At 49.1% G+C, this 20,297-nt stretch carries 23 protein-coding genes; 9 read left to right on the top strand and 14 right to left on the bottom strand.

The window, feature by feature from the left end; all coding sequences use genetic code 11:
- Positions 1-12 precede the first annotated feature (12 nt).
- Genes sctV through RGQ30_RS15405 form a run of 9 tightly spaced genes read left to right on the top strand, consistent with a single transcriptional unit; the run spans position 13 to position 8,773 of the window.
- Positions 13-2,109, top strand: coding sequence for a type III secretion system export apparatus subunit SctV (sctV, locus tag RGQ30_RS15445; protein WP_130557373.1), 2,097 nt, complete (start codon positions 13-15; stop codon positions 2,107-2,109).
- Positions 2,110-2,126: 17 nt separating this feature from the next.
- Positions 2,127-3,059, top strand: coding sequence for an FHA domain-containing protein (locus RGQ30_RS15440; RefSeq protein WP_130557374.1), 933 nt, complete (start codon positions 2,127-2,129; stop codon positions 3,057-3,059).
- Entirely contained in the window at positions 3,059-4,462 is a 1,404-nt protein-coding gene (locus RGQ30_RS15435) for a FliI/YscN family ATPase (protein ID WP_130557375.1), read from the top strand. Before RGQ30_RS15440 ends, RGQ30_RS15435 begins: the two co-directional genes overlap by 1 nt.
- The gene (locus RGQ30_RS15430) at positions 4,446-4,859 is read left to right on the top strand and encodes a hypothetical protein (RefSeq protein ID WP_130557376.1); all 414 of its coding nucleotides are present in this window, start codon (positions 4,446-4,448) and stop codon (positions 4,857-4,859) included. Before RGQ30_RS15435 ends, RGQ30_RS15430 begins: the two co-directional genes overlap by 17 nt.
- Positions 4,844-5,956, top strand: coding sequence for a FliM/FliN family flagellar motor switch protein (locus RGQ30_RS15425; protein WP_130557377.1), 1,113 nt, complete (start codon positions 4,844-4,846; stop codon positions 5,954-5,956). The genes RGQ30_RS15430 and RGQ30_RS15425 overlap by 16 nt, the downstream gene beginning before the upstream one ends.
- A gap of 7 nt (positions 5,957-5,963) precedes the next feature.
- On the top strand, positions 5,964-6,617 hold the full coding sequence (sctR, locus tag RGQ30_RS15420) for a type III secretion system export apparatus subunit SctR (protein WP_130557378.1): 654 nt from the start codon (positions 5,964-5,966) through the stop codon (positions 6,615-6,617).
- Positions 6,618-6,620: 3 nt separating this feature from the next.
- Positions 6,621-6,878, top strand: coding sequence for a type III secretion system export apparatus subunit SctS (gene sctS, locus RGQ30_RS15415; RefSeq protein WP_130557379.1), 258 nt, complete (start codon positions 6,621-6,623; stop codon positions 6,876-6,878).
- Entirely contained in the window at positions 6,879-7,679 is an 801-nt protein-coding gene (locus tag RGQ30_RS15410) for an EscT/YscT/HrcT family type III secretion system export apparatus protein (protein WP_130557380.1), read from the top strand.
- A complete protein-coding gene (locus RGQ30_RS15405) occupies positions 7,676-8,773 on the top strand; it encodes an EscU/YscU/HrcU family type III secretion system export apparatus switch protein (protein WP_130557381.1) in 1,098 nt (365 codons plus the stop codon). The genes RGQ30_RS15410 and RGQ30_RS15405 overlap by 4 nt, the downstream gene beginning before the upstream one ends.
- Positions 8,774-9,019: 246 nt before the next feature.
- On the opposite strand, the gene RGQ30_RS15400 is transcribed toward RGQ30_RS15405, so the two are convergent.
- The 14 genes from RGQ30_RS15400 to sctC all read right to left on the bottom strand — a co-directional run bounded on the left by RGQ30_RS15400 (position 9,020) and on the right by sctC (position 20,237).
- The gene (locus tag RGQ30_RS15400; protein ID WP_130557382.1) at positions 9,020-9,718 is read right to left on the bottom strand and encodes a hypothetical protein; all 699 of its coding nucleotides are present in this window, start codon (positions 9,716-9,718) and stop codon (positions 9,020-9,022) included.
- 29 nt (positions 9,719-9,747) lie between these two features.
- The gene (locus RGQ30_RS15395) at positions 9,748-11,790 is read right to left on the bottom strand and encodes a hypothetical protein (RefSeq protein WP_130557383.1); all 2,043 of its coding nucleotides are present in this window, start codon (positions 11,788-11,790) and stop codon (positions 9,748-9,750) included.
- Positions 11,791-11,811: 21 nt separating this feature from the next.
- Positions 11,812-12,597: a hypothetical protein gene (locus tag RGQ30_RS15390; protein ID WP_130557384.1), complete on the bottom strand. Its 786-nt coding sequence runs from the start codon at positions 12,595-12,597 to the stop codon at positions 11,812-11,814.
- Between the two features lie 31 nt (positions 12,598-12,628).
- A complete protein-coding gene (locus RGQ30_RS15385) occupies positions 12,629-13,528 on the bottom strand; it encodes a hypothetical protein (RefSeq protein ID WP_130557385.1) in 900 nt (299 codons plus the stop codon).
- A gap of 43 nt (positions 13,529-13,571) precedes the next feature.
- Positions 13,572-14,759 carry a hypothetical protein gene (locus RGQ30_RS15380; protein ID WP_130557386.1) on the bottom strand — a complete coding sequence of 396 codons (1,188 nt, stop codon included), beginning with the start codon at positions 14,757-14,759 and terminating at the stop codon, positions 13,572-13,574.
- Positions 14,760-14,825: 66 nt separating this feature from the next.
- Entirely contained in the window at positions 14,826-15,386 is a 561-nt protein-coding gene (locus RGQ30_RS15375) for a hypothetical protein (RefSeq protein WP_130557387.1), read from the bottom strand.
- 34 nt (positions 15,387-15,420) lie between these two features.
- The gene (locus RGQ30_RS15370) at positions 15,421-15,669 is read right to left on the bottom strand and encodes a hypothetical protein (protein ID WP_130557388.1); all 249 of its coding nucleotides are present in this window, start codon (positions 15,667-15,669) and stop codon (positions 15,421-15,423) included.
- A gap of 56 nt (positions 15,670-15,725) precedes the next feature.
- Complete coding sequence (locus RGQ30_RS15365) at positions 15,726-15,890, bottom strand: hypothetical protein (protein WP_298218084.1); 165 nt, start codon at positions 15,888-15,890, stop codon at positions 15,726-15,728.
- An 11-nt stretch (positions 15,891-15,901) separates the two neighbouring features.
- The gene (locus tag RGQ30_RS15360; protein ID WP_130557389.1) at positions 15,902-16,117 is read right to left on the bottom strand and encodes a hypothetical protein; all 216 of its coding nucleotides are present in this window, start codon (positions 16,115-16,117) and stop codon (positions 15,902-15,904) included.
- 19 nt (positions 16,118-16,136) lie between these two features.
- Positions 16,137-16,478: a hypothetical protein gene (locus tag RGQ30_RS15355; RefSeq protein WP_130557390.1), complete on the bottom strand. Its 342-nt coding sequence runs from the start codon at positions 16,476-16,478 to the stop codon at positions 16,137-16,139.
- Positions 16,471-17,001, bottom strand: coding sequence for a hypothetical protein (locus RGQ30_RS15350; protein ID WP_130557391.1), 531 nt, complete (start codon positions 16,999-17,001; stop codon positions 16,471-16,473). The genes RGQ30_RS15355 and RGQ30_RS15350 overlap by 8 nt, the downstream gene beginning before the upstream one ends.
- 38 nt (positions 17,002-17,039) lie before the next feature.
- Entirely contained in the window at positions 17,040-17,375 is a 336-nt protein-coding gene (locus RGQ30_RS15345) for a hypothetical protein (RefSeq protein WP_130557392.1), read from the bottom strand.
- Positions 17,376-17,397: 22 nt separating this feature from the next.
- On the bottom strand, positions 17,398-18,591 hold the full coding sequence (locus tag RGQ30_RS15340; protein WP_130557393.1) for a hypothetical protein: 1,194 nt from the start codon (positions 18,589-18,591) through the stop codon (positions 17,398-17,400).
- Positions 18,588-20,237, bottom strand: a complete 1,650-nt coding sequence (sctC, locus tag RGQ30_RS15335; protein ID WP_338284555.1) for a type III secretion system outer membrane ring subunit SctC — start codon at positions 20,235-20,237, stop codon at positions 18,588-18,590. Before sctC ends, RGQ30_RS15340 begins: the two co-directional genes overlap by 4 nt.
- Between the last annotated feature and the right edge of the window lie 60 nt (positions 20,238-20,297).

Raw genomic sequence — 20,297 nt, 5'->3', positions numbered from 1 at the left:
AAAGGTGTCCGTGTGATAGAAACAATCAATAAATTTGCGCGCCTCGCTTCTGCGCGATCTGAAGTTGTGGGTGCATCACTGGTCATCTTGATGGTCGTGATGATGGTTCTGCCACTCTCACCCATGATGCTGGATATTCTGCTGGCAGTTAACATTTCCATCGCAATCCTGTTGGCCATTAGTGCGGTGTTGATTGAAACCCCTTTGGCTTTTTCCTCATTTCCAGCCATTCTGCTCATGACAACGCTGTTCCGGTTGTCCTTGACCATCTCGACCACACGTCAAATTCTGCTTGAGGCCGACGCTGGCCACATTGTTCAGACCTTTGGCGAATTCGTGGTGGGTGGAAATATCGCGGTAGGTCTGACCATTTTCATCATCATCTCGGTGGTGAATTTTCTGGTGGTAACCAAAGGCTCTGAACGTGTCGCTGAAGTGGCAGCACGTTTTTCACTTGACGGCATGCCGGGCAAACAAATGTCCATTGACAGCGACCTCAGGTCTGGTTTGATCAATCAAAGCATGGCCAAACAAAAGCGTGCAAACCTTGAGAAAGAGTCCCAGCTTTTTGGAGCCATGGACGGTGCCATCAAGTTCGTCAAAAACGATGCAATTGCCGGTTTGGTGATCACTGGGGTCAATTTGCTTGGTGGACTTGCAGTGGGAATGCTGCAAAAAGACATGAGCTTTTCTCAAGCTGCCAATATCTATTCCATTTTGTCCGTAGGCGACGGATTGGTAGCCATCATTCCTTCCTTGCTGATTTCCGTTGCTGCAGGCCTTATTGTGACCCGGGTTACCAAGGGTGAAGAAGAGGGTTCCAGCACCGCATCCGACATGTTCAAGGATTTGTCCCGAAACTCAAATGCCTTGCAAATCAGTGGTGTGTTTTGCCTGCTGTTTGCATTTGTTCCAGGCATGCCCGCACCTGTTTTCGTGATTACTTCCCTGGCATTTTTTACGGGCTGGTATTTCATGTCCGGTAGAGATGAGAAGCCCAAGGAAATCAATATTGAACAGCAGTTTACGGACTTGATGGGACCTGACCACAGAAAGGCCCTGGAAGATGTCACGACCACTGACACCTATGCCCCCCTGCAAATTCGGGTACCCGAGGACGTAGAGCCTACAGTCATCAACCAGATCCAAAACATTTGCAGAATCGCCAGAAACAGGCAAGTTGAACAACTCGGCATTGTTCTCCCCTTGTTTGACTTGACGCGCCACCGTGAGGCCTATGCGGAGGTCTATGTCTTCGGTGTGCCTGCACTCAGCCTGAACCTGTCCGAAAAACGGATGAGCATTCTGGAGCCAACTGAAAAAATCCAGAATGTTGATGCTCAAATTGAATTTGCTGTTGAGAAAGACAAAACCACCGGGCGGTATCACCACCTGTGTGAGCCAACTTTCAAGCCCAGGTTGGACCAGCACGGCTTAGTCTACAAAACATACGAATCGCGCTTGCTTGAACAGGTGGAAATTTTGTTGGTCAGCAGAATTCATCAGATGTTTACGCTCAATGAATACCAGCGGCATCTGGTTTCCCTTGGAGATCGCTTCGCTGAGCAACTCAAGGAGCTTGAAAGGGTATTGCCCACCACCAAGGTGGTTGAAGTGTTGCAAAAGCTGATGCGTGAACGTGTGTCGATCAAGAACCTCCGGACCATTTTTAACTCCCTCATTGAGTGGGGGCAGCGTGAACGTGATGTGGATGTCATTACAGAACAGGTTCGCAGGTCCCTGCATGAACAAATCTGTCATCAGTACTCTCAATCCAAAACCATGCGAATTCTTTTGCTGGATGTCGAGTTTGAACAGATCATTCGTGAGTCGGTTCGAAGTCAAGGTAGCAACAGCTATCTTGATATTGACTCCAGTTCAATCAATGAAATGGTGGCGATGATCGAGCAGCAAATGGGCCCCTATCTTCACGAAGACCTCCCACCAGCCATTGTATGTTCCATGGATTGTCGAATCCATATTCGCCAGATGATCGAGCGATCACTGTTCTGCATACCCGTCCTTTCCCATCAGGAGGTTTCATCCAACCTGGAAATACAAGTGCTTGGCAACATTGCAATTACCGAGTTGCATTCTTCAAATCGTTAAGCAGGAACTGAGTCACCATGATGCAACTGCAAATCAAAGCCAAATCCGGTCTTCACGCCGGGGCTGTATGGAATTTGACAAAAGCTTTTGTCACACTGGGCGCGTCTTCCAGGGCAGACGTCTTTTTGTGTGACCCGGAAATTCCGGATTCATTGATTACATTAAGCCGGTATGGCAGAAGGTATGTCATTGAGGGAATGGACCCTGGGGCCAAACTGCTTTCTGCTGACAATAGCAAAGTAGAAAACACACTGTTCCCCTCCCAAACCGTCACGCTGGATTATCGTCACATCCAGTTGGACATGACTTTGATCACGGTCAGCCACAGTATTGCGTCGCGCATGGGGGAAAGTTCATTCCACATGATGCACACCTTTCTGCGTTTTCTGCAGGGCTTGGGTGCACGTGCAATTGTTGCCTTTCTTTTCATTGTCTGTTTGCTAATGACTTCACTGATCCTGTTTTTCGGGACAGCCGGTGTGGCCAAAACCCAAGCCAGTGTATTGGGCAAAAAAGGCCCTCAAGCAGAGAGAGCCGCTGAAGTGCCCATTGGGGTGACCATGGCCATCAATGTTCTTCGCGATCTGGAGTTGTTTGCCCAGCAATTGGACACCAAGGGAATTTCTGCAGAGAGGCAGGAAAACCGCATTCAGATCAATGCCGAACTTTCACGAGTACAGGGAATCGCCCTTGAGCGGCAACTGTCTGCCTACGCTAGGGATTATGGCAATTTTGTAGAACTGAATGCTGCTTTGAAGTTCACTAATGAGCAGCTCAAGGTGGATGCGATCGACGTTGAGCAGATTGTCCTGGGCAGGGCACCCGCCGTGGTGTTGCGCGATGGCGCAATGCTGTTTGAGGGGGGAAGCTACAACGGTTTGACAATCTCCAGCATCGATAGCAACAAAGTGGTTTTTCAGGGTGTTGCCACCTATGAGGTACCTCTCTAATGCAGGCCAATAACCTGGCTGCACTGGAACAGGGAACCATCGACCAGTTGCGGGAAAGGCTTGTAAACCTCAATCCTGTCCGGCGAATCGGTTATGTGTCCGAAATCGTTGTGTCTGTGGTCAAGGCACACTTGCCCACTGTCTTGCTGGGTGAATTGTGCGAAATTGAAGCTTCCGATGGTCGAATCGTACTTGGCGAAGTGATCGCTTTCACAGAGAACCTGGCCACCATTTCCTGTCTGCAATCCGTAGTGGGAATTGCGCTGGGTTCTACAGTCAGGCCATTGGGCCGCCCACACTCCGTCAAACCAGGTGCGAGGCAATTGTCACTGATTCTCGACGGCATGGGTCGTAACCTTGCTGATCCACTGAACTCACGTGACAGTGTATTGTCACTTGATCCTGATGCAAGCCCGGTCATTCGGCCTGCACCACCCGCCACCAGTCGTCCTCCCGTCAAGCAAGCGCTTATTACCCAAGTCAAGGTAATCGATAACCTGCTCAGCTTCGGTGTGGGGCAACGGGTAGGCATTTTCGCACCACCAGGCTGTGGAAAAAGTACTTTGATGGCCCAGATTGTCCGGGGGGCCAAAGTCGATGCCGTGGTATTTGGTCTGGTCGGAGAGCGGGGTCGTGAGCTTCGGGAATTCATTGAAAATGAAATAGACAGCACCATCCGTCAGCGCAGTTTTTTTGTGTGCGCAACTTCTGACAAATCTCCCATAGAACGCGTGCGGGCCGCATTCACAGCCATGTCGGTTGCTGAGTACCTGCGGGATCAGGGAAAGTCGGTGCTGCTGTTGATCGACTCTATTACCCGACTGGCCCGGGCCCAGCGTGAAATCGGTTTGATGGCAGGTGAACCTGCCACACAGGCTGGTTTTACCCCATCGGTGTACTCCATTTTGCCCGCCTTGGTAGAGAGAGCGGGGCGCACTGAAACCGGCTCCATAACCGCGATTTTCACGGTGCTCATGGAAGGTGACCGCATTGAAGACGATCCGATCGCCAGCGAAGCGAAAAGCTTGCTTGACGGTCACATTGTTCTGACTCCCAAACTCGTGGAGCGCAATCATTTCCCCGCCATTGATCCGTTACGTAGCCTGTCCAGGGTGATGCATTCAGTAGCGGACGAAAAAACCAAGCGTGCTGCAGCAGGGCTTCGCAGGATTTATTCCCTGTATCAGGAAGTCGAATTGCTGGTTCGGTTAAATGAGTACAAAACAGGAACAGACGCGCTAATCGATGAAGCTGTGAAAGTTAAACCAATGCTGGACGCTTGGTGTCAGCAGAACAGAATGCAGCCGGTTGACCCTGCACAGGCCTTGAGGCAGCTTGAAGAACTGGTTTCGTCGTTTCTTGCAATTACCGAACAGGACACAATGAATGGATTCAATCGATAAAGACCTCCGTTCCATTCTGCAGATTCGAAAAATGCGCGCCGACTCCTTGAGTCGGGCAGCTCGTGCCAGGGAAATGGAACGAAACTCAATGGCCAAAGACGTAGTGGACAAGGTGCAGGCGTTGACCGCGACTGAAATCCAGGTGCGTCAGCTTCAGCAGGAACGGTTGGGCGAACTGGTCAGTGGCCAGTTTGTGAAAATCGATCGAGTGGAGGCTTTCTCCAAGATGCAATTGAGAGGTGTACAACAGATCATGGATGCCAATCGTGACATTGAACTGGCTCAGAAGCGGCTCGAGAGTTCCAACGAACGACTCGAAGAAAGTATGCAAATTGCAAAGGTTGCAGAGAAGAAAAAAATTGCCATTGAAGAGGTCATCGAATGGCGCAAGAACTGAGCTCGGATATGGAAGTCATTGATCCCCCGCAGGATGAAAAACCCAGCCCCTGGCTGGTCTCAGGGCTTAGAAAAGTAGGGTACGACCGTGTATCAACACGAATTTATGCCCGGCAATGCCAACAGGTTCAATACAGCTATCCATTTGAATCGCCTACTGTCAGTGGCTTGTCGCTACGCTACACGCAGAACTTCCCCTATACAGGTGGACTAAGTACCAGCGTCTGGTTACTGGCGTACTCCGAAGAGGGTAATCAGGTTGATCTGGCGGTTGATCCTGCGTATGTATTTCAGCGCACAGGTTGTATCGTTTCGCCGCGTCTCGTTCACTGGAATGCGGAAGAAATTGTGCCCATCTTTGACATCGTGGTCAGTGCTGTCAGTGAACTCGCCTTAATGCTGAGTCTCCAGATTCACCGGTTTCTGACTGTTGAGGAATGGCCTGCCAAGGAACCTGTCACTTACCTTGCGCTTGATCATCGTCGCGAGTGCAAAGTCGTGATGACAGCAGACACCCCAACCCTTCAGTGTCTGGACCAAAAAATCAGAACCTACAGCACCGACTTCTGGAGAAATCATGAGCGAATGGGGTGCGCTATACGTATCCCGTCAGTTATTTCCATATACCCCACCCGGAGCTTGTGGAGTACACAGGAATTGGCTTCACTTGGAGAGGGGGATCTTCTGGCTGTGCAGAACTTTCACGTCCCTGATGTTGGAGTCCGACTCCGTGGCGGGATTCGGTTCAAGAATCACAGAAATTTGAAAAAACAATTTGAGGTATTCATTCAAATGAACGAAGAAGACACCACACTTTATTTTGGGTCCGATGACATCGGCGACTCTGAAACGCAGGACAACCTGCTTGACGGCAGCCCAATTGCACCACTCGAGGAAATTCAGCTGGAAATTCATGCGGGAAAAACCACTGTCCTTTTCAATGATCTATGCAATGTGCAGGCAGGTACCTTGATCGAACTTCGCGAGCATTCGCTTCCGTACGTCAAGCTTTGTGTCATGGGTTCACCCATTCTTGAAGGTGAACTGGTCAACTTTCAGGACCAGGTCATGATTCAAATTACCAAGCGGCTGGATTGAACTAATCATGCAAGAGTCGATTAATCCAATTGGACTGGTTGTTACCATCGCCTCTTTGTCGATATTGCCCTTGGTGGCTGTTACGGCAACTTCCTTCCTGAAAATCTCTGCAGTTCTTTTGATTCTTCGCAATGCAATTGGTGTGCAGCAAGTGCCCTCCAACATGGTGTTGTACGGTATTTCCATGGTGATGAGTCTGTTGATCATGGGGCCGGTTCTTACTGACGCCGGGCAACGGTTTGCACCTGAGGGGAAAATGCCGGTCACGGGTGTGGAGGTATTGATCTCCATCAATGAAGCCGTACCACCCTTCAAGCAGTTCATGATCAACAACCTGAATCCGGATTATCTGGAAAGATTTTATGACACAGCTCAGCAGTTTCAGAAAAAGTACAACGCAGCGCCCGTCAGTAAATCCGACCTGTTTGTGGTCATGCCCGCCTTTGTGGCCTCTGAGTTGTCCGAGGCGTTCAGGATAGGGCTTTATCTCTACTTGCCTTTTGTCATTATTGATCTGGCGGTTTCCAGTGGTCTGATGGCCTTGGGAATGATGATGGTGTCGCCAATGTCGATCACCGTTCCTTTAAAAATCATCCTGTTTGTGGCTATAGAAGGATGGGCCAAGATTCTTCAAGGCCTGGTCAATTCTTATTTGGGATAATCCATGCTGAGTTACTACGTGAACCAGGCGCTGTGGCTGTCCTTCCTGGTGGCGGCTCCAGTAGTTATCGTCACCATGGTGATCGGCTTTGTGCTGGGTTTTATTCAAGCGATATTTCAGCTGCAGGACCAGGCCTTGCCATTTGCCATCAAGCTGCTTTGTGTAACCTTGACACTGGTCATGCTTGGCCCATGGATGGCGGGAACATTGATGCAATTCACAGAGGCCATTCTCACTCTGATTGCATTGCCGGGGCAATAAGTGGAAGAGTTATTCATTGGCACTGGTGACCCGCTTCGAGAGTTTGTCTCGGTGCTTTCCTATCACCTGCCGAGAACTATTGCCTTCATGCTTTTTTTCCCTCTGCTGTCGAAGGCCAATGGCAGCAACTTGATCAAAATGTCAGTGGGCAGTGCGTTGATTCTTTACCCTGTGCTGGCCTCCACGCAGTATTTCACAGCGCCTCAAACGGCGCCTGCATTCACTTTGCTTACCTTTTTAAGTGAGGTGTTGATCGGATCATTGTTGGGCTTGATCATCGCATTTCCCTATTATGCATTCAAGGGTTTCGGTGCCTTGGTGGATGTATACCGGGGTGCTACGTTTGCAGGTCAAGTCACAGGAAATGATGCGGGTGAAGAACTTCCAATCGAGACATTGTTTGGCTACTTCTTTACTGCGTTGATTCTGGCCGGTCCTGGGTTACATGCGGTGTCAGTGCACCTGCTTCAAAGTTATCTACTGATGCCACCGGGAACCTTCAGTCTGCTGGGTGCTGATCTATGGCTCCAAACCCTGCTGCGCCTGGCAGCGGATTGTTTGACTTTTGCGGTGCTGTTGAGTGGGCCAGTATTGATTGCTGTGCTGGCAGTGGAACTTGCAGTTCAGATCATTTCTGCTTTTGCACAGCAACTTCAGGTGTACAGCATGGAATACAGCCTGAAAAGTCTGTTCGGGATACTGGCCTTGGTTGGTTTGCTGCATTTTGCAGAAGAGGACATCTTCTGGTTGTTTAGACAATACAGTGAGTCATTGAATACCTTGCTGGAGGTAGGACGATGAGCGGTGAAAAAACCCTGCCAGCCACCCAAAAGAAAATTGAGGATGCCCGTAAGAAAGGCCAAGTCTCTGTCAGCAAAGACATCAAGATTGTATTCAATTTGCTGATTGCTTATGCCGTCATATTTTGGTCCATGCCCGGTTACCGAAATCACTTTACAGAATTGATGAATGTGATCGTCACCGCTGGGCTTCAATCTCCCCACCATTTTTCCGGCGATGTAATTGCTGCTGCTTTTGAAGTGTTCTTGCTGACAACTTTTCCAATTGTCGCCGTGTGTGCGCTTGCTACCACTCTACTCACCTGGTTTCAAATCGGCTTTCTTGTGGCTCCAGAGGCCGCAATGCCTTCATTCAAAAAACTGGATGTAGTTCAAAACTTCAAGAATCTTTTTTCCAAAAAATCCGTACTCCAACTCCTGCTGGCGCTGTGCAAAGTCCTGATTGTCGCCTGGGTTGTGTTTCAGGTTTTTGTCGGTATGCTGAATGACATGGTGTATAGCTACAGGGCTGGCATGGAAGAAATGCTGGGCTTGCTGGAGGGCGTACTTAAGAAGGTGATTTTCACGACTTTAGCCGCCTTTATTGTCGTGGCATTTCTTGACTGGGTGATTGAAAGGAAAAACTGGTTAAAGAATCTGAAAATGAGTCTCAGCGACGTACAGGACGAACAGAAGCAGATGTATGGAAACCAGCAAATGGTTCAGCATCGCAAACGAGAGCACCGCAATCTGCTTAACTCGTCCTTGAGTCGAATCACTTCTTCAAAAGTCGTGGTTGCGAATCCAACCCATATTTCTGTCGCATTGGATTATGAGCCAGGTGTTCATGATATTCCCTACATTGTGGCCATGGGTGAAGACCTCGAGGCATTCGAGATTCGCCGGCGTGCAACGGAATTGGGTATTCCTATCATTGTGAATGTGAAGCTTGCTCGCATGATTTACAGTGATTGCGAAGTGGATGAGTACATTCAGCGAGATCACCTGGAATTGGCTGCAGAGGTGTTTCGTGCTGTCTTCCAGCTGTCTGCCAACAATCAGGCAGAAGAGCCTTCAGATGTAAACAAGGGTTCACCCAAAGACTCTTCTGGATGAGTCTGCAACTGATACTTGTCAGGTGCTTCATCAAGCGACAAACCCAAAGTCTTGCAAAGTGCCAAGTGCAGGGATGAAAGTTGTTTGATTGGCATGACAATGTTGATCAAATCAGCGGTCATAGGGGATGGTTCCGTGTTTTCAGCCGGTTGTGTCTTGTTTTGATAAGCAAGCGTGAGGGTGGCGCAGCCCTCGTGTTCATACACTGACACTATCTCATTCACAAATATTCCAGTCATCGCCCGCTTACTCCATCAGTTTGATGTTTTCCCGTGCACGTGAAGCTTCAGCCATCAGTCCGAAAGTGCCACGCCTAACTGCGGCAATGCCTCGAAAAAGTCGAAGCCGTTCCCGCAGTTCATTGCTCATAGGAAACTCGATCAGTTCATTGGGCTTTTTACAATCACCTGCAAATCTCAAAAAATACATAGGGTCGCCTGTTCGAAGAATGAAGTCTCCTCGGAGGCTGTCCCATTCCGCAGCAAAGTTCAATGCACGCTGCCAGGCGAAAATATCAAATCGACCTGGTATGAGGTTCCAGTTCAGTGAGTCGCTGTCGCCTAAAGTTGGGTGCATCTGTTCTATTTCAATTGGATCATCTGAAAAAAACAGGTAAGGAGTCGATATCTGTAGCACAACACGTTCAGGCTTGCGCCAAGTTGACTCAGGTTGAATTTTGACTAGTTTTGAAACTTGATTGGTTGCAAGACTGGTGAAAGGGTAAACGGGTCGAATTGTGAATCCTTTCCCCTCGGTTACCCTTCGAAGTCTCAATGAAAATGCACTGCAAACCATGTAGGTGTCATCAAAATAATGTCGCATGGCTGGGCAAGATAAAAAACCCTTCGAAAGCGTATTCATGTCTTTTGGAGGAATAAACTTTCTCGGGGACGGGTAAGCGAATGCTGCTTTTTCCGCGATATTGACCCAGCCAATTTTAGCCATATTTCAACATATTCTGAAGTTGAGGGATCTCAAGAGTTTCCGTACCAGTTCTCTTCATACTCCTCTTCATCCTCTGCTTCTTGATTTTCTACTTTTTCAGGCACAGCGAGTTCACTGGGGGAAACACTTCCGGGAACAACAATGCCTGGGCGTGTATACACCATTCCTGGAGTGATAACCCTGTTCGTGGTTTTCGCATCGGCAGTAGCACCGGCCACCTCTGCATAAACAGGCGGGGTGTAAGCAAAGGTGTTGAACGAAGAGGTCAGAATGTACATCGCTTTTTTCTTCTCGTCCGCTGTCATGGCCGAGAAGTTTTTACCAAACAGTTTTGCCGACATGGCGTCTATGCTGGCGGTAGTCTCGGCGCTCATCGACAAACCAGTTGCATCGAATACAAAAGTGGCTGGTACAGCAAATGCGGCATTGTTGAAGTTTGCAGTTGCTCTGTCGTCGCTGCCAGCGCCACCCTGACCTTGCCAGTCGCCATGGTTGTTCACCAGCCAGGTGTTCATTTGACCTGTCAGGAAAACATTGGCTTCACCTGAACCGCCATTGAGGGTACTTACTTGGGCAAGGTATGTTCCGTATTCCGGTTTAAGCAGGGTGTTGCTGGCGTTGATAAGCTGTGTTCGCTGGTCTCCGTTCAAATGACTCAGTTCAGCATCCTTCCAGAAATCCTCATCTGTGGCACTTGCTTGGCCCAGCGCTCCAATACCCAAAGTGCCAAAGCGATCGTTCTTGACACCCGCATCATGCCGGTGAACTTCTGCCCGATCTGCGCCCAGTGGACCACCCGTGGTGTAGAACGTATTCAATGCATCCCAGAAGGCTTTCAAGCCAGTATCTTGTTCGGCAGCAGCTGTTGTTACGGGCGGAGCCGTGGCAGGCACAGCTGCCTTGCTGCTGATGTAAGTAGCTCCATTGCCGGTCAGAGTCAGCGCATTGGTGGTGGGGTTGTAAGCGGCCAACCCCATCGAAATAGCGGTGTTGATTTGAGATGGTGTCAATTGTTCCCAAGTGGTGGTGGCGGGCAAATTCAGAAGATTGGTAACAAGTTTCAGAATACTGTCTTTCTGTCCTGTAGTGGCTCCAAGTCCAGCCGGCAAGGTCTCGACTGTACCTTCCATGTTCTTGTAAACTTTCTTGGCCAGGCTTTCAACATCTGTTGCTGCATAATTTTTCGCCGGGTTCGAGTCTGCAACTGGGGCATATGCATCACCCTTGAAGAACACGGACGCGCCAGAAGCTTCCACGAGGTCTTCAGGTTTCATGGCCAGTGTGGCCATGGAAGCAATAAACTTGAGTGGTTCTTTCTCTGCAAGTTTGGAAGAGCTGGTTTGCCCTGCAGTAGACAAGGCCCAGTCGCCTACACCTTTCGTCGCATCACCTGTCACCAATCCCATCAGTTTGAGGATGTTGAGGTGTTCCTGGGTAATGGCAACATCACTTCCAAAAAGTGATTTGCACAGCGTTTCAACAGGGTCAGGTAAGGCGGCCAGGTCAGTAGGCGTGGTAGTCTTGCCCTCATAGTTCTTGTTAAAAAGAAACTGTGCGCTGCCAGTCAAACCAGCGAGTTGCCCACCATCTACAGCTGGATCTCCATTGAAATTGAATGTGCGATGCTTGAGGTATTGTTCTGATCCGGGCGAGAAAAATGGGGCTTCTCCACCAAAAAAATCTTTAGAAATTTTTGTATCAATCTTGTCAAAAATTGGAGTTTTGACAGTGATCATCCATGCCCGAGTTTCCTTGCCATCATCTCCAGTGAATAAATCCGATACCGTATTCCAGTCGGTGGTCAGTTCATATTTGTTGACGACACCTTTGACGTCTTTTGCTTCAAGATCATCGATGGCAACGCCACTGACCGAGCTGGCCCACTCCAGCATGCTTTGGCGTTCAGCCTCACTGTTAAAGAGAAATACGCTTTTGCCTGCTTTGTAGTAGAACTTGTTTTCACCGTCGACCACTGTCATTCCAATGTTCTCATTCCCGTCGCCGTCCACGTTGCTGGGTGTGAGACCTGCGTTAGGCACGTAGGCGGTGTTTACTGTACTGGTTGCTGACATGCGATTGCTCCTGATACGAAATTAAAGTCCGGCGAGGTAGCCGCGTTGAGCATCGTTGGAACCTTGCCAGGCGGTGCTTAGTTGCTGGTACACGTTGTCGAGTAGTTGATTGTGTCCATCCAGTATTGAGGCATCGTAGTCTTCTAGTGCCTTACCGAACTGTCCACCTGAAGTAATGGGTTGCGTCATCAGGTTGGCTGTCATGGGGCTGTACCATTGCCACTTTGGGTCATGAGGATTGACTGTTTTGTCGTTTCGCATTTGGGCAACTTTGTAGAAGCTTGCACCTGAAAAGCCGATAAAGATCGCAGCCGCCGCCATGGCGCAGGCAAACTCGGTCGTTGCTCCATCCAGTCGTTTTTGTGCGGCATCAACCGCCTGATCAAAGCGTAGTCCTGAGACATCCATCATCAGTTTCTTGACGTCAAGACCCAAGGAATAACTCAACATCAAAAAGCGGATGAACAAGTCACCAAAAGGGTTGTCGAATACGCCGAGTGTTTTTTGATTCCCAAACATTTTATCGAGTTCTTCGTCCGAGAGTCCCCACATTTGCTTGGCCTGATCACGGGAGATGTTTGATTTGCCGCTCGCCAAGTCCAGGTAGGTTCGAACTTGCGCAGGGTCAACTGAATTGAGAAATACTCCTGCTTGCTCCTTGGTCATTGCAAATGAAGACATCAGTTCTTCTGTAAGCTGGGTTTTTTCCTGGGTGCTCAAGGGGGCTGTGGAGGCCTTGGAAGTTCCCGCCGGGACTGTGGATGTGAAAGATGTAGTAATCGGGGTAGAAACTTCGTTCATGCTCATGGTTGGCTCCGGATTTTTAAAATTGCCACGACTAGGCCTGAAGAGGGGCAAAGAGTTGCGGCATCATTTGAAGTTGGTTGTTGATCTCGCTTTGATACGCCGCTGCGTCTTGACCAACAGACTCCAGTAGATGATTAATGAGATCAATGGAAGCCTGATCAAGCTCAAACGCATGCATCAGCTTGGCCACTTCCATTTTGAGCATCCCCATGCCCACCTGTAGACCACCTTGTGCAGCAGTAATGCAAGACTCGGTCGCTTCCAGAAAACGAAGCAGGGCTGCTTGCTGTGACATGGTCAATTCACCGGTTAACATGCCTTGCAGAAAATTGGGTAACTGGCGCAGAAACTGAGCTGCCGCGGACGTGGATTGTGCCAACGAAGTACCCATCATCGCCAATCCACTTGCCGCCGCAGAAGTGACCAGCAACATCATCACCAAGATGAGGATGGCGCCTACAATTGCCCCACCGACATTGCCGAATACACTGGAAAGGCCTTTCATCATCTCGCTCATCCCTTTCTGAATGACGGAGTCGTAGCCCCCAGCTTCAGCAATCAGCGGCTCCATCACCATTACCAAGGCCACTGCAAAAATAGCCACTGTCATGGGGGTGGGGATGATACAGGCCACCAAGGCAGAGAGAATCAGCCCGACAATACCGAGGGCCTTGAATACCTTGCCCAGCACGCCAGCAGATTTTGACTTTTTTAGTTGTTCAATGAACTTGTCGACTTGATCCCGAATGTAGGAAACTTTCGCCCGCTCTGTTCCCTCCAGACCTTCCATGATTCCGGTCAGGGTTTCCCTGGCTTTTTTCAGATTTTCAAGAGTAAATAATGCAAGGCTTTCAAAGAAAGTGTCTTCACTTGATTCTGATGCTCCAGTCGCTGTGGCTGAAGGCAAAACCGACGAACTTGAAGTAGTCATTGCGGGCTCTCCTGAAACTTCTGGCCGAGTAAAATGGAAGCCATCAAGTTCGAATGGCGGCCATCATGTTCTGTTCGTTGTCGAGCAGTTTGACCTGACCCTTCACAACCTCCTGAATGAGTTGTCCTATTTCATCAATACGGGTTTTGATTTTGTCGGCAAGATCCTGTTCACCTGCATCTAGCGCATTTTGACGCAAGCCTGTCAGGCGTACGGAGTCCAGGTTGATCAGACCGATGTACATTTCAACCACTGCAACCAATGGGCGGGTTTTGCCATCTGCAAGTTTTTCACCGGCAGTACGCAGCAAACCCATTCTTTCCTTGAAATACTTCATCCCGTCGGTATCGCCTTTTGCTTCCGCTTCTTTAAACATGCGATGCGATTCATCCAGGGCGTTTTGCACTTCTTTTTTGCTTGAACCTGCTGAATGTGGCCGCCAGTTCTCATCCATGGGGGTGGTGAGAAAACCTTGGTAGACAGACTCTCCTTTTGCCGTATCTCCTTCTCTTTGAACAAGACCGTGCGTTTCTGAAAGCCCTGCAGACAAATAATATTCCTTGAAGGCCGTTGCAAGGTTTTTTCGAAGATCAGAGCCCGCTATTTTGGTTTTGGCATCATCTGTTCCCGCAGCAGTCAAGGCACTGGTGTAAGTGGCATTGGCTTCGGTCATTTGTGTGTACAAACCTTGCAAACCCAGTTTTTCAAGATCTTGCCCGGCTGCTTTCAAGCCATCGAGTTGAGCCAATAAACTTGTAATGGCTTCTTTTGTTGCAGGGCCGGAATCCTCTTCCCAGGACAGCGAACCTTTCAGCAAAGTATTGTTCAGTTTTTCAAGACCTTGCAGGGAGGTTGCAATCGTTTTGGATGCTGTATCAAGCTCGTCTGGTCCCTTGGTGGCTTTTGCGAGGGTATCAATGCACTTTTGCTGAAACTTCAATTCGTCTATTTTGTTGGAAAGTTCATTTTTTCCATTGCCTGCAGATTTCCAGGCATTTTCCTGTTGTTTGAGCTGACTCAATATTGAGCTGACTCCGCTGGCGTTGGGGGTCTTGGACAACGACTTGATCAGATTTTGAAGATCGGTCAACGACAGCTTGCTAAGGTCTTCAATTCCGTTCTTGTCCATCCAGTCCTGAATCAGGGAATCTGCAGTTATAGGCGGTGTGTTGCTTGCAGTCGCCATGGATGAGCTTGCAGCAGTATTTGGAGTGGCAGCGGCGGTGTTCATGAGAAGCTCCTGGTTTTAAATCCTGACAATTCAATTAAAGGCTTCGGTCAGGGAGTTACATTGGAATTAATTAAGAGCCCAAATACCGATTCTGGATTTGCTGGCTGCGACGTTCTGGTCATAGCGTTCTCGTGCGCTCTTGGCTTGAGCTGCCAGTGTTTCACTGGAATATTCAGGGGGCACAACTTTAAGCTTTGCATCGGCCACCCAGGCATACATTTCCTGAGCCTGTTCCTGATTAATGGATTCGCCGTTTTTGATTTTGTTGGAAATTTCCGTGACACTTTCGGATTGGGGGTTTTTGCCAGCACCCACGTCAAGAAAATCTTTCATTCCCTGGCTTACCTTGACTGTTCCATCTTTGGTGTGTGCATTCAAGACGGACATCAGCGAATCTGCGGCTTTTTCCAGGCGCCCATAATGTTCGCCCAATTCCGCAATCCGTTTCATTTCGTGGCCAACTACACCCAACTCAAGATCACCCATGAGAAGGGATACTTGCATCCAGTCATGGTTCCCGGCAGCTTCCCACAACGCGTCCATTTTCGACTGGTCGGGTGAGTAGCGCTCGGGTTCTTTCCAAGCGGTTGTACCTGCGCCAGTGGCGGGGGGTATGGCTTGTACCATGAGTAGCTCCTGAGTGGGTGTGTTGTATTAATTATTAACGGGCTGCCTGGAGTACGTCCTTGACGTATTCGGCTGACTTGCCGCATGCGGAGAGAATTTTTGCTGCCGTGTCCAGCGAAATACCCATTTCCGCAACCGCTGCTGCCACCTCGCCTGGGGTAGGGGGGGGGTCAGAGTTAATCGTCGCTAGAAATTCAGTCAATGCAGCTTCCTGCATATCATCACCAGCATTTGCAAAAGCATTGATGGAAGCGCTCACGCTTGAATTATTAACACCAGCCATTTTCAAACTCCTTTAAAATCATTGATTTGAGGTATCGCACTACGCACTACAAAAAATTAGTTCTTCCCTTCCAATCGGTCCCTTTCCTCCTTTCGTTGCTTTTCAAGTTGTTCTTCTTGTGGATTCCTAATAAGAACAAGGGCCAATTCCTGGATTGCGATATCCAACAGAGCTTGACCAGCGGCATCGCCACCGCCACTACCACCAACTGGTGCTGACATAATTTTCTCCTTTATTTGTTGACTATGCTCTTGAGGGGTTCGGTCATGTCTTTCACCAGGCTTGCTGCAAGTTGCCACATGGAACCCATCATTTGCATTTCATAACTCATCACAGCGATATCCGCAGGCGTTGTGCCAAACTCGGGTTGAGAAAGCAAACCGTCTACTTTTTTGGCGTGGCGGTCTGCAAAGCCGAACACCCGGGCCCCCACATCTAGAACTTCCATACAACCTCCTCTGGTTGAGTTACTGCTGTTTCACCAACTGCTCGAAACTCTCTGAAACCTTGCTGCCAATTTTTCCTGTTAATTGCACGGAGACCGATTTCATTGCGCTGACGTGCATTGCATCAACGAGACTGAAGACACTGTCGCGTGTATCAAAGTCCCGGAGTTTTTTGTCCATGTTCACTTTGTCCTGATCAAGTTGAGCCTGAGCTTTTTCTACAAAGGTCTTGACGGATTGATTGACAGGGTTGGGTTCAGAGAGCAGCTGTGCAAATCTGGAGGCGTCCTCTGGCACGGCCTTGACTGCAGAGCCGCCAAGGGAGGGTGAACTTGTTTGAATGGCAGCAATGGACTCAATCAATTTTTATCTCCAGATCAACGCCCAAATTTTTGCCGAGACTCGAACGAAGAATTTTTTCGAGAGTGGTTTTTTCTTGGGCAGACAAATTGTTTTTCAAACTTAAATACAGCGTGCACTTGCGATCGTTAAATTCACCTTGAATATTGACTTCCCCAACCTGGGTGTTTTGAATGCAAAAATTAAATTTGCCGTTTCTAACTTCAATATTCTTTTCCTCACATTTCTTTGGTGGTGAAAAAAAATCTTTAGTTCCTACGGGTGCGTGTTGTGCTGATTTTTCACTTAATTCAGGGTGAGTTTCACTAAAAGGATTGTGTTTCTCGGGTTGAAGCAACATGCCCAAAAAGTCGGATTCAGCCTTTGCGTTGTTGGAGTTTCTCAGTGACTTGTTGGGAATACTTGTAGAAGTCGGTGAGTGTCTTGACACATCTGTCTGTGGGACAGTCCGCCTGTTCTTCGCATCAATTTTCCGGTTGGTAATTTCTGAAATCTTCAAAGGGTCGTATTGGCTGTTGATGGTCATCAGCGTTTCTCCGCGGGTATTTGTCTCGTGAAAGGTATTCAATTGATTTGCCGATTGATTTCCCAAATGATCTGTTCAAGTGCAGTTCGGGCCTGGGTTTCCGATCGAATCTCCCAGTTCGGTCTCGTTTTCACCACAAAGCCTGGCGTGGGTTCAAGATGAAAAGTCACGTGGAAACCTGCGAAGATAACTTTGTTTTCTTCACGATTCAGCGATTCGGCTGCGGCAATAAATCTGGGCGAAAGCATGTGCTCTCCTACCCACACAAGATAGTAATGATTGCCTTTTTCAGGGTTGGACGATTCGAGGCTGGGCAGAAGAGTCCAGTCATTGAGGGTATACAACGGATCTGGAATGGCGGAAGAAGTTGACATCAGTCAGCCTCACTAAAGTACGTTATGAAGATGGCGAAAGAATGGCTGACAGCTGGGTGTTGCGTTCAATATTTTCCACAAGGACTTTTCGTTGCCCGGCATTTCTGTACATGCCGATCAGCAAGTCATGCAGCAATACCCAACGGCAGTAGTTGGTAATGAATGCATTACGTGCCGGCAACTTTTCAGCGCGAACTGCTGAGGCAATTGCTACGAGTGAATTGGCTCCCGCCAGGGTTTCATTGGTCATGACAGCTTGGAGACATGTCTCAGTCAGTTGGGTCAGGTTGGGCAAGCCCTGAATTTTTGCGGTGCGCCCCCAATTCAGAAATTTGTCATGCAGGGCATGAAGATTGATCAAAAGACCGAATTGTTTAATTCGGCTCAAGATGATGTGATGCCTTGAAGTTGTTACGCGTGACGGTTCTTGCGTTTTTTCTCTGTTTAGAATTTGAACAAAGCCTTCCTGCATGGCGATCAATTTGCTTCGCGGCGCACCGGCTTCCAGATCTTTTTTGATCAGCTTGTAGAGGGAGTGCAAATCGGGTGACCCAGCAGTATTGGGTTGAACTTCTATAACCTGATAGGCCTTGATGAATTCTCGCAGCGAGGGGCCTTTGAATGTTTTCGACAAGCCGATGTCATAAGCCCCCAAAGTTCCCTGAATGAAATCGCCAAATTCTGCTTCCAGTTTCTTTCGGTTGATATTGACTTCAACCCGTTCATTTGGAGTGAGCAGGCTTTCGTGTTCTTCTTCAAGCGATTTGAGCAAGAGAAACTTTCTGAGGGCTTTTTCAGAGGGATTCAGGTCACCCGCAAGGTCAACAATGCTTTTTCCCCTGTTGCGAAGGGATTGAAGCATGGACATCATGTCTTTGTAATGAAAGCTGTCGCTGCTTGTAAACAGGGTTTTATAGACAGTGACGTACTTGCTGCGAGCGCTCTTCTTTTGAGCCCCTGTAGATGTGATGCCCCGTTGCAGAACAGCCTGCTGTTGTTCGGCAGCGCTGACCTGTGGTTCATTTGATGCAGCCTTTGGCTTGCCGAGATTTCCTGATTTGTCAGTGGATGATTGGGCGTGGGCGGCAATAAACCGCTCAACCCGCTTTTTGCCCTCGCCTTCCAGGGGGCGACGATTGGCCAGGCTCCCCTGTGCGGCTTCAGTGGTGGTTACCTCTTGAGGACCTAATGGTTTTACGGGTGTGGTTGTATTCATCGACTGTTCTCCATTCGGTTATCCAGGCGAAGGGTTGGTGTGGTTTGCAGGTTGTCACCAGTCAGCGAGAATGACTTTTGCAAGGTGTTGATTGCTGAGCGGGTGGACTGTGAGTTGTGGGGTGGTTCTTCGATCAATCGTGGCGTGATCAGGAACAGGCGGGCCACGTTGAGCTTTTGCTTTTGCTTGCTTGAGAAGGCTGCACCTATAAAGGGGAGTGAACCCAGAAAAGGTACCCGGTAGTCTTGTTCGTTTTCAGACTCCCTGTTGTAACCACCAATCAGGATGGCTTTTTCACGTTGTATCAGTGCCTGGGTACTCAAGGAGGTGTTTTGAATGGTGGGTGCCTCAACAATTTGGGTACCCTGCACACTTTGGGTGATGTTGCCGTCCTGAATTTCGATGCGCAAGAAAATTTTGTCTTCGTTGCCTTCCTTGACAAGTCGCGGAGTAACCTGCAACAAACTGCCTGCTGTCACGGGCACTACACTGGCCACCCTTTCACCCAGTACCTGAATGTATAGCGTCTGGCTTAAGTCGATGTACGCGGAGACATTGTCTTGCGTGACAATGGTGGGTCGCGCCAGAACCTTGGCATTTTCATCGGCCGACAAGGCTTTGAGGCGTGCGAGGAATCTAACAGGGTCCACAATTGTGCTTGCACCCGGAATGGCCAGACTGGGGGAGTTCACGCTTGCACCGGGAAAGTCGTACAGCAGGTGAGTGGACTGAAAACCAAATTCAAGCCCCAGTTCGTTAAGGCCACGTGTGTCAACCTCCACCAGCATGGCTTCCACTTCAATCATGGGCAATGGACGATCCAGTTTGTCGATTAACTGTTTGTAGTAGTCATATTTACTTTTAGCGTCACGAACCAGGATTGTGTTGGTGCGGGGGTCTGCGGTCACACTGATTGGTTTTTCTTCCTTTTTGTCGGCTTCCTGCCCATTTCTGGGAGGGTTGATGGTGGTGGTTGACATGGACTTCTCGCGGAAAGTGTCGCCCTGCATGAAGCCGCCGGTTGCCGTACTTAATCCTCCACCGTCTGCGACCAGGCCCGCCCGCTTGTTTTCAGGTGAGGCTGTCATGCGCTGGTTTGGCAAGCCCAGGAGATTGAGCAGCACAGACAGTGCACCGGGAGTCACCAGCGTTTGTCCACGGAGCGTGGTTTCGCGGTCTTCCACAGAGGCATATTGAAGCGGAAAAACCATAAGCTCGATGCCGTGTTTTTCAATTTCGGAAGGGTCTGGCGGGGATTGTTCAAATGCTTCTTTCAGGAGGTTGAGATAGCTTCTTGGACCTGAAACAATCAGCTCTTTGGTGTTGGCGTTGATGGCGATCGGGAATTCTTTGTAGTACAGGCCTGCAGAGGTGAGCAGGTCTTTCCAGTCGTCATTGCTGCGTTCCCCGCCGACAAATATTTTTTGTGTTTTCCAGTCGTCTGACCTGTAGACATAAACCTGTGTGCCGTTTTGAAACCAGTTAATGCGGAATGAGCTTTTGAAGTAAGCCATCAGTTCTTCAACAGTCGAGAATTCAAATTTTCCGCTGATAGGGCGTGTGTTGAGTGCATTGGAATTCAGGCGCAAACCGAGCATGTCCAGCATGGATTCAAGTGCCCGTTTGGATGATTCTTCTTGTGCCATATATATTTTCGTTTCCGGCTTGAGGGCCGGAGCTGCATGCGGCAACGACCACTGGGCCAT

The organism is Limnobacter thiooxidans (assembly GCF_036323495.1).
In the GTDB taxonomy this organism is placed as follows: domain Bacteria; phylum Pseudomonadota; class Gammaproteobacteria; order Burkholderiales; family Burkholderiaceae_B; genus Limnobacter; species Limnobacter thiooxidans.
Note: the sequence above shows the minus strand (reverse complement) of the source record. Positions and strands in the feature narration are given on the sequence as shown.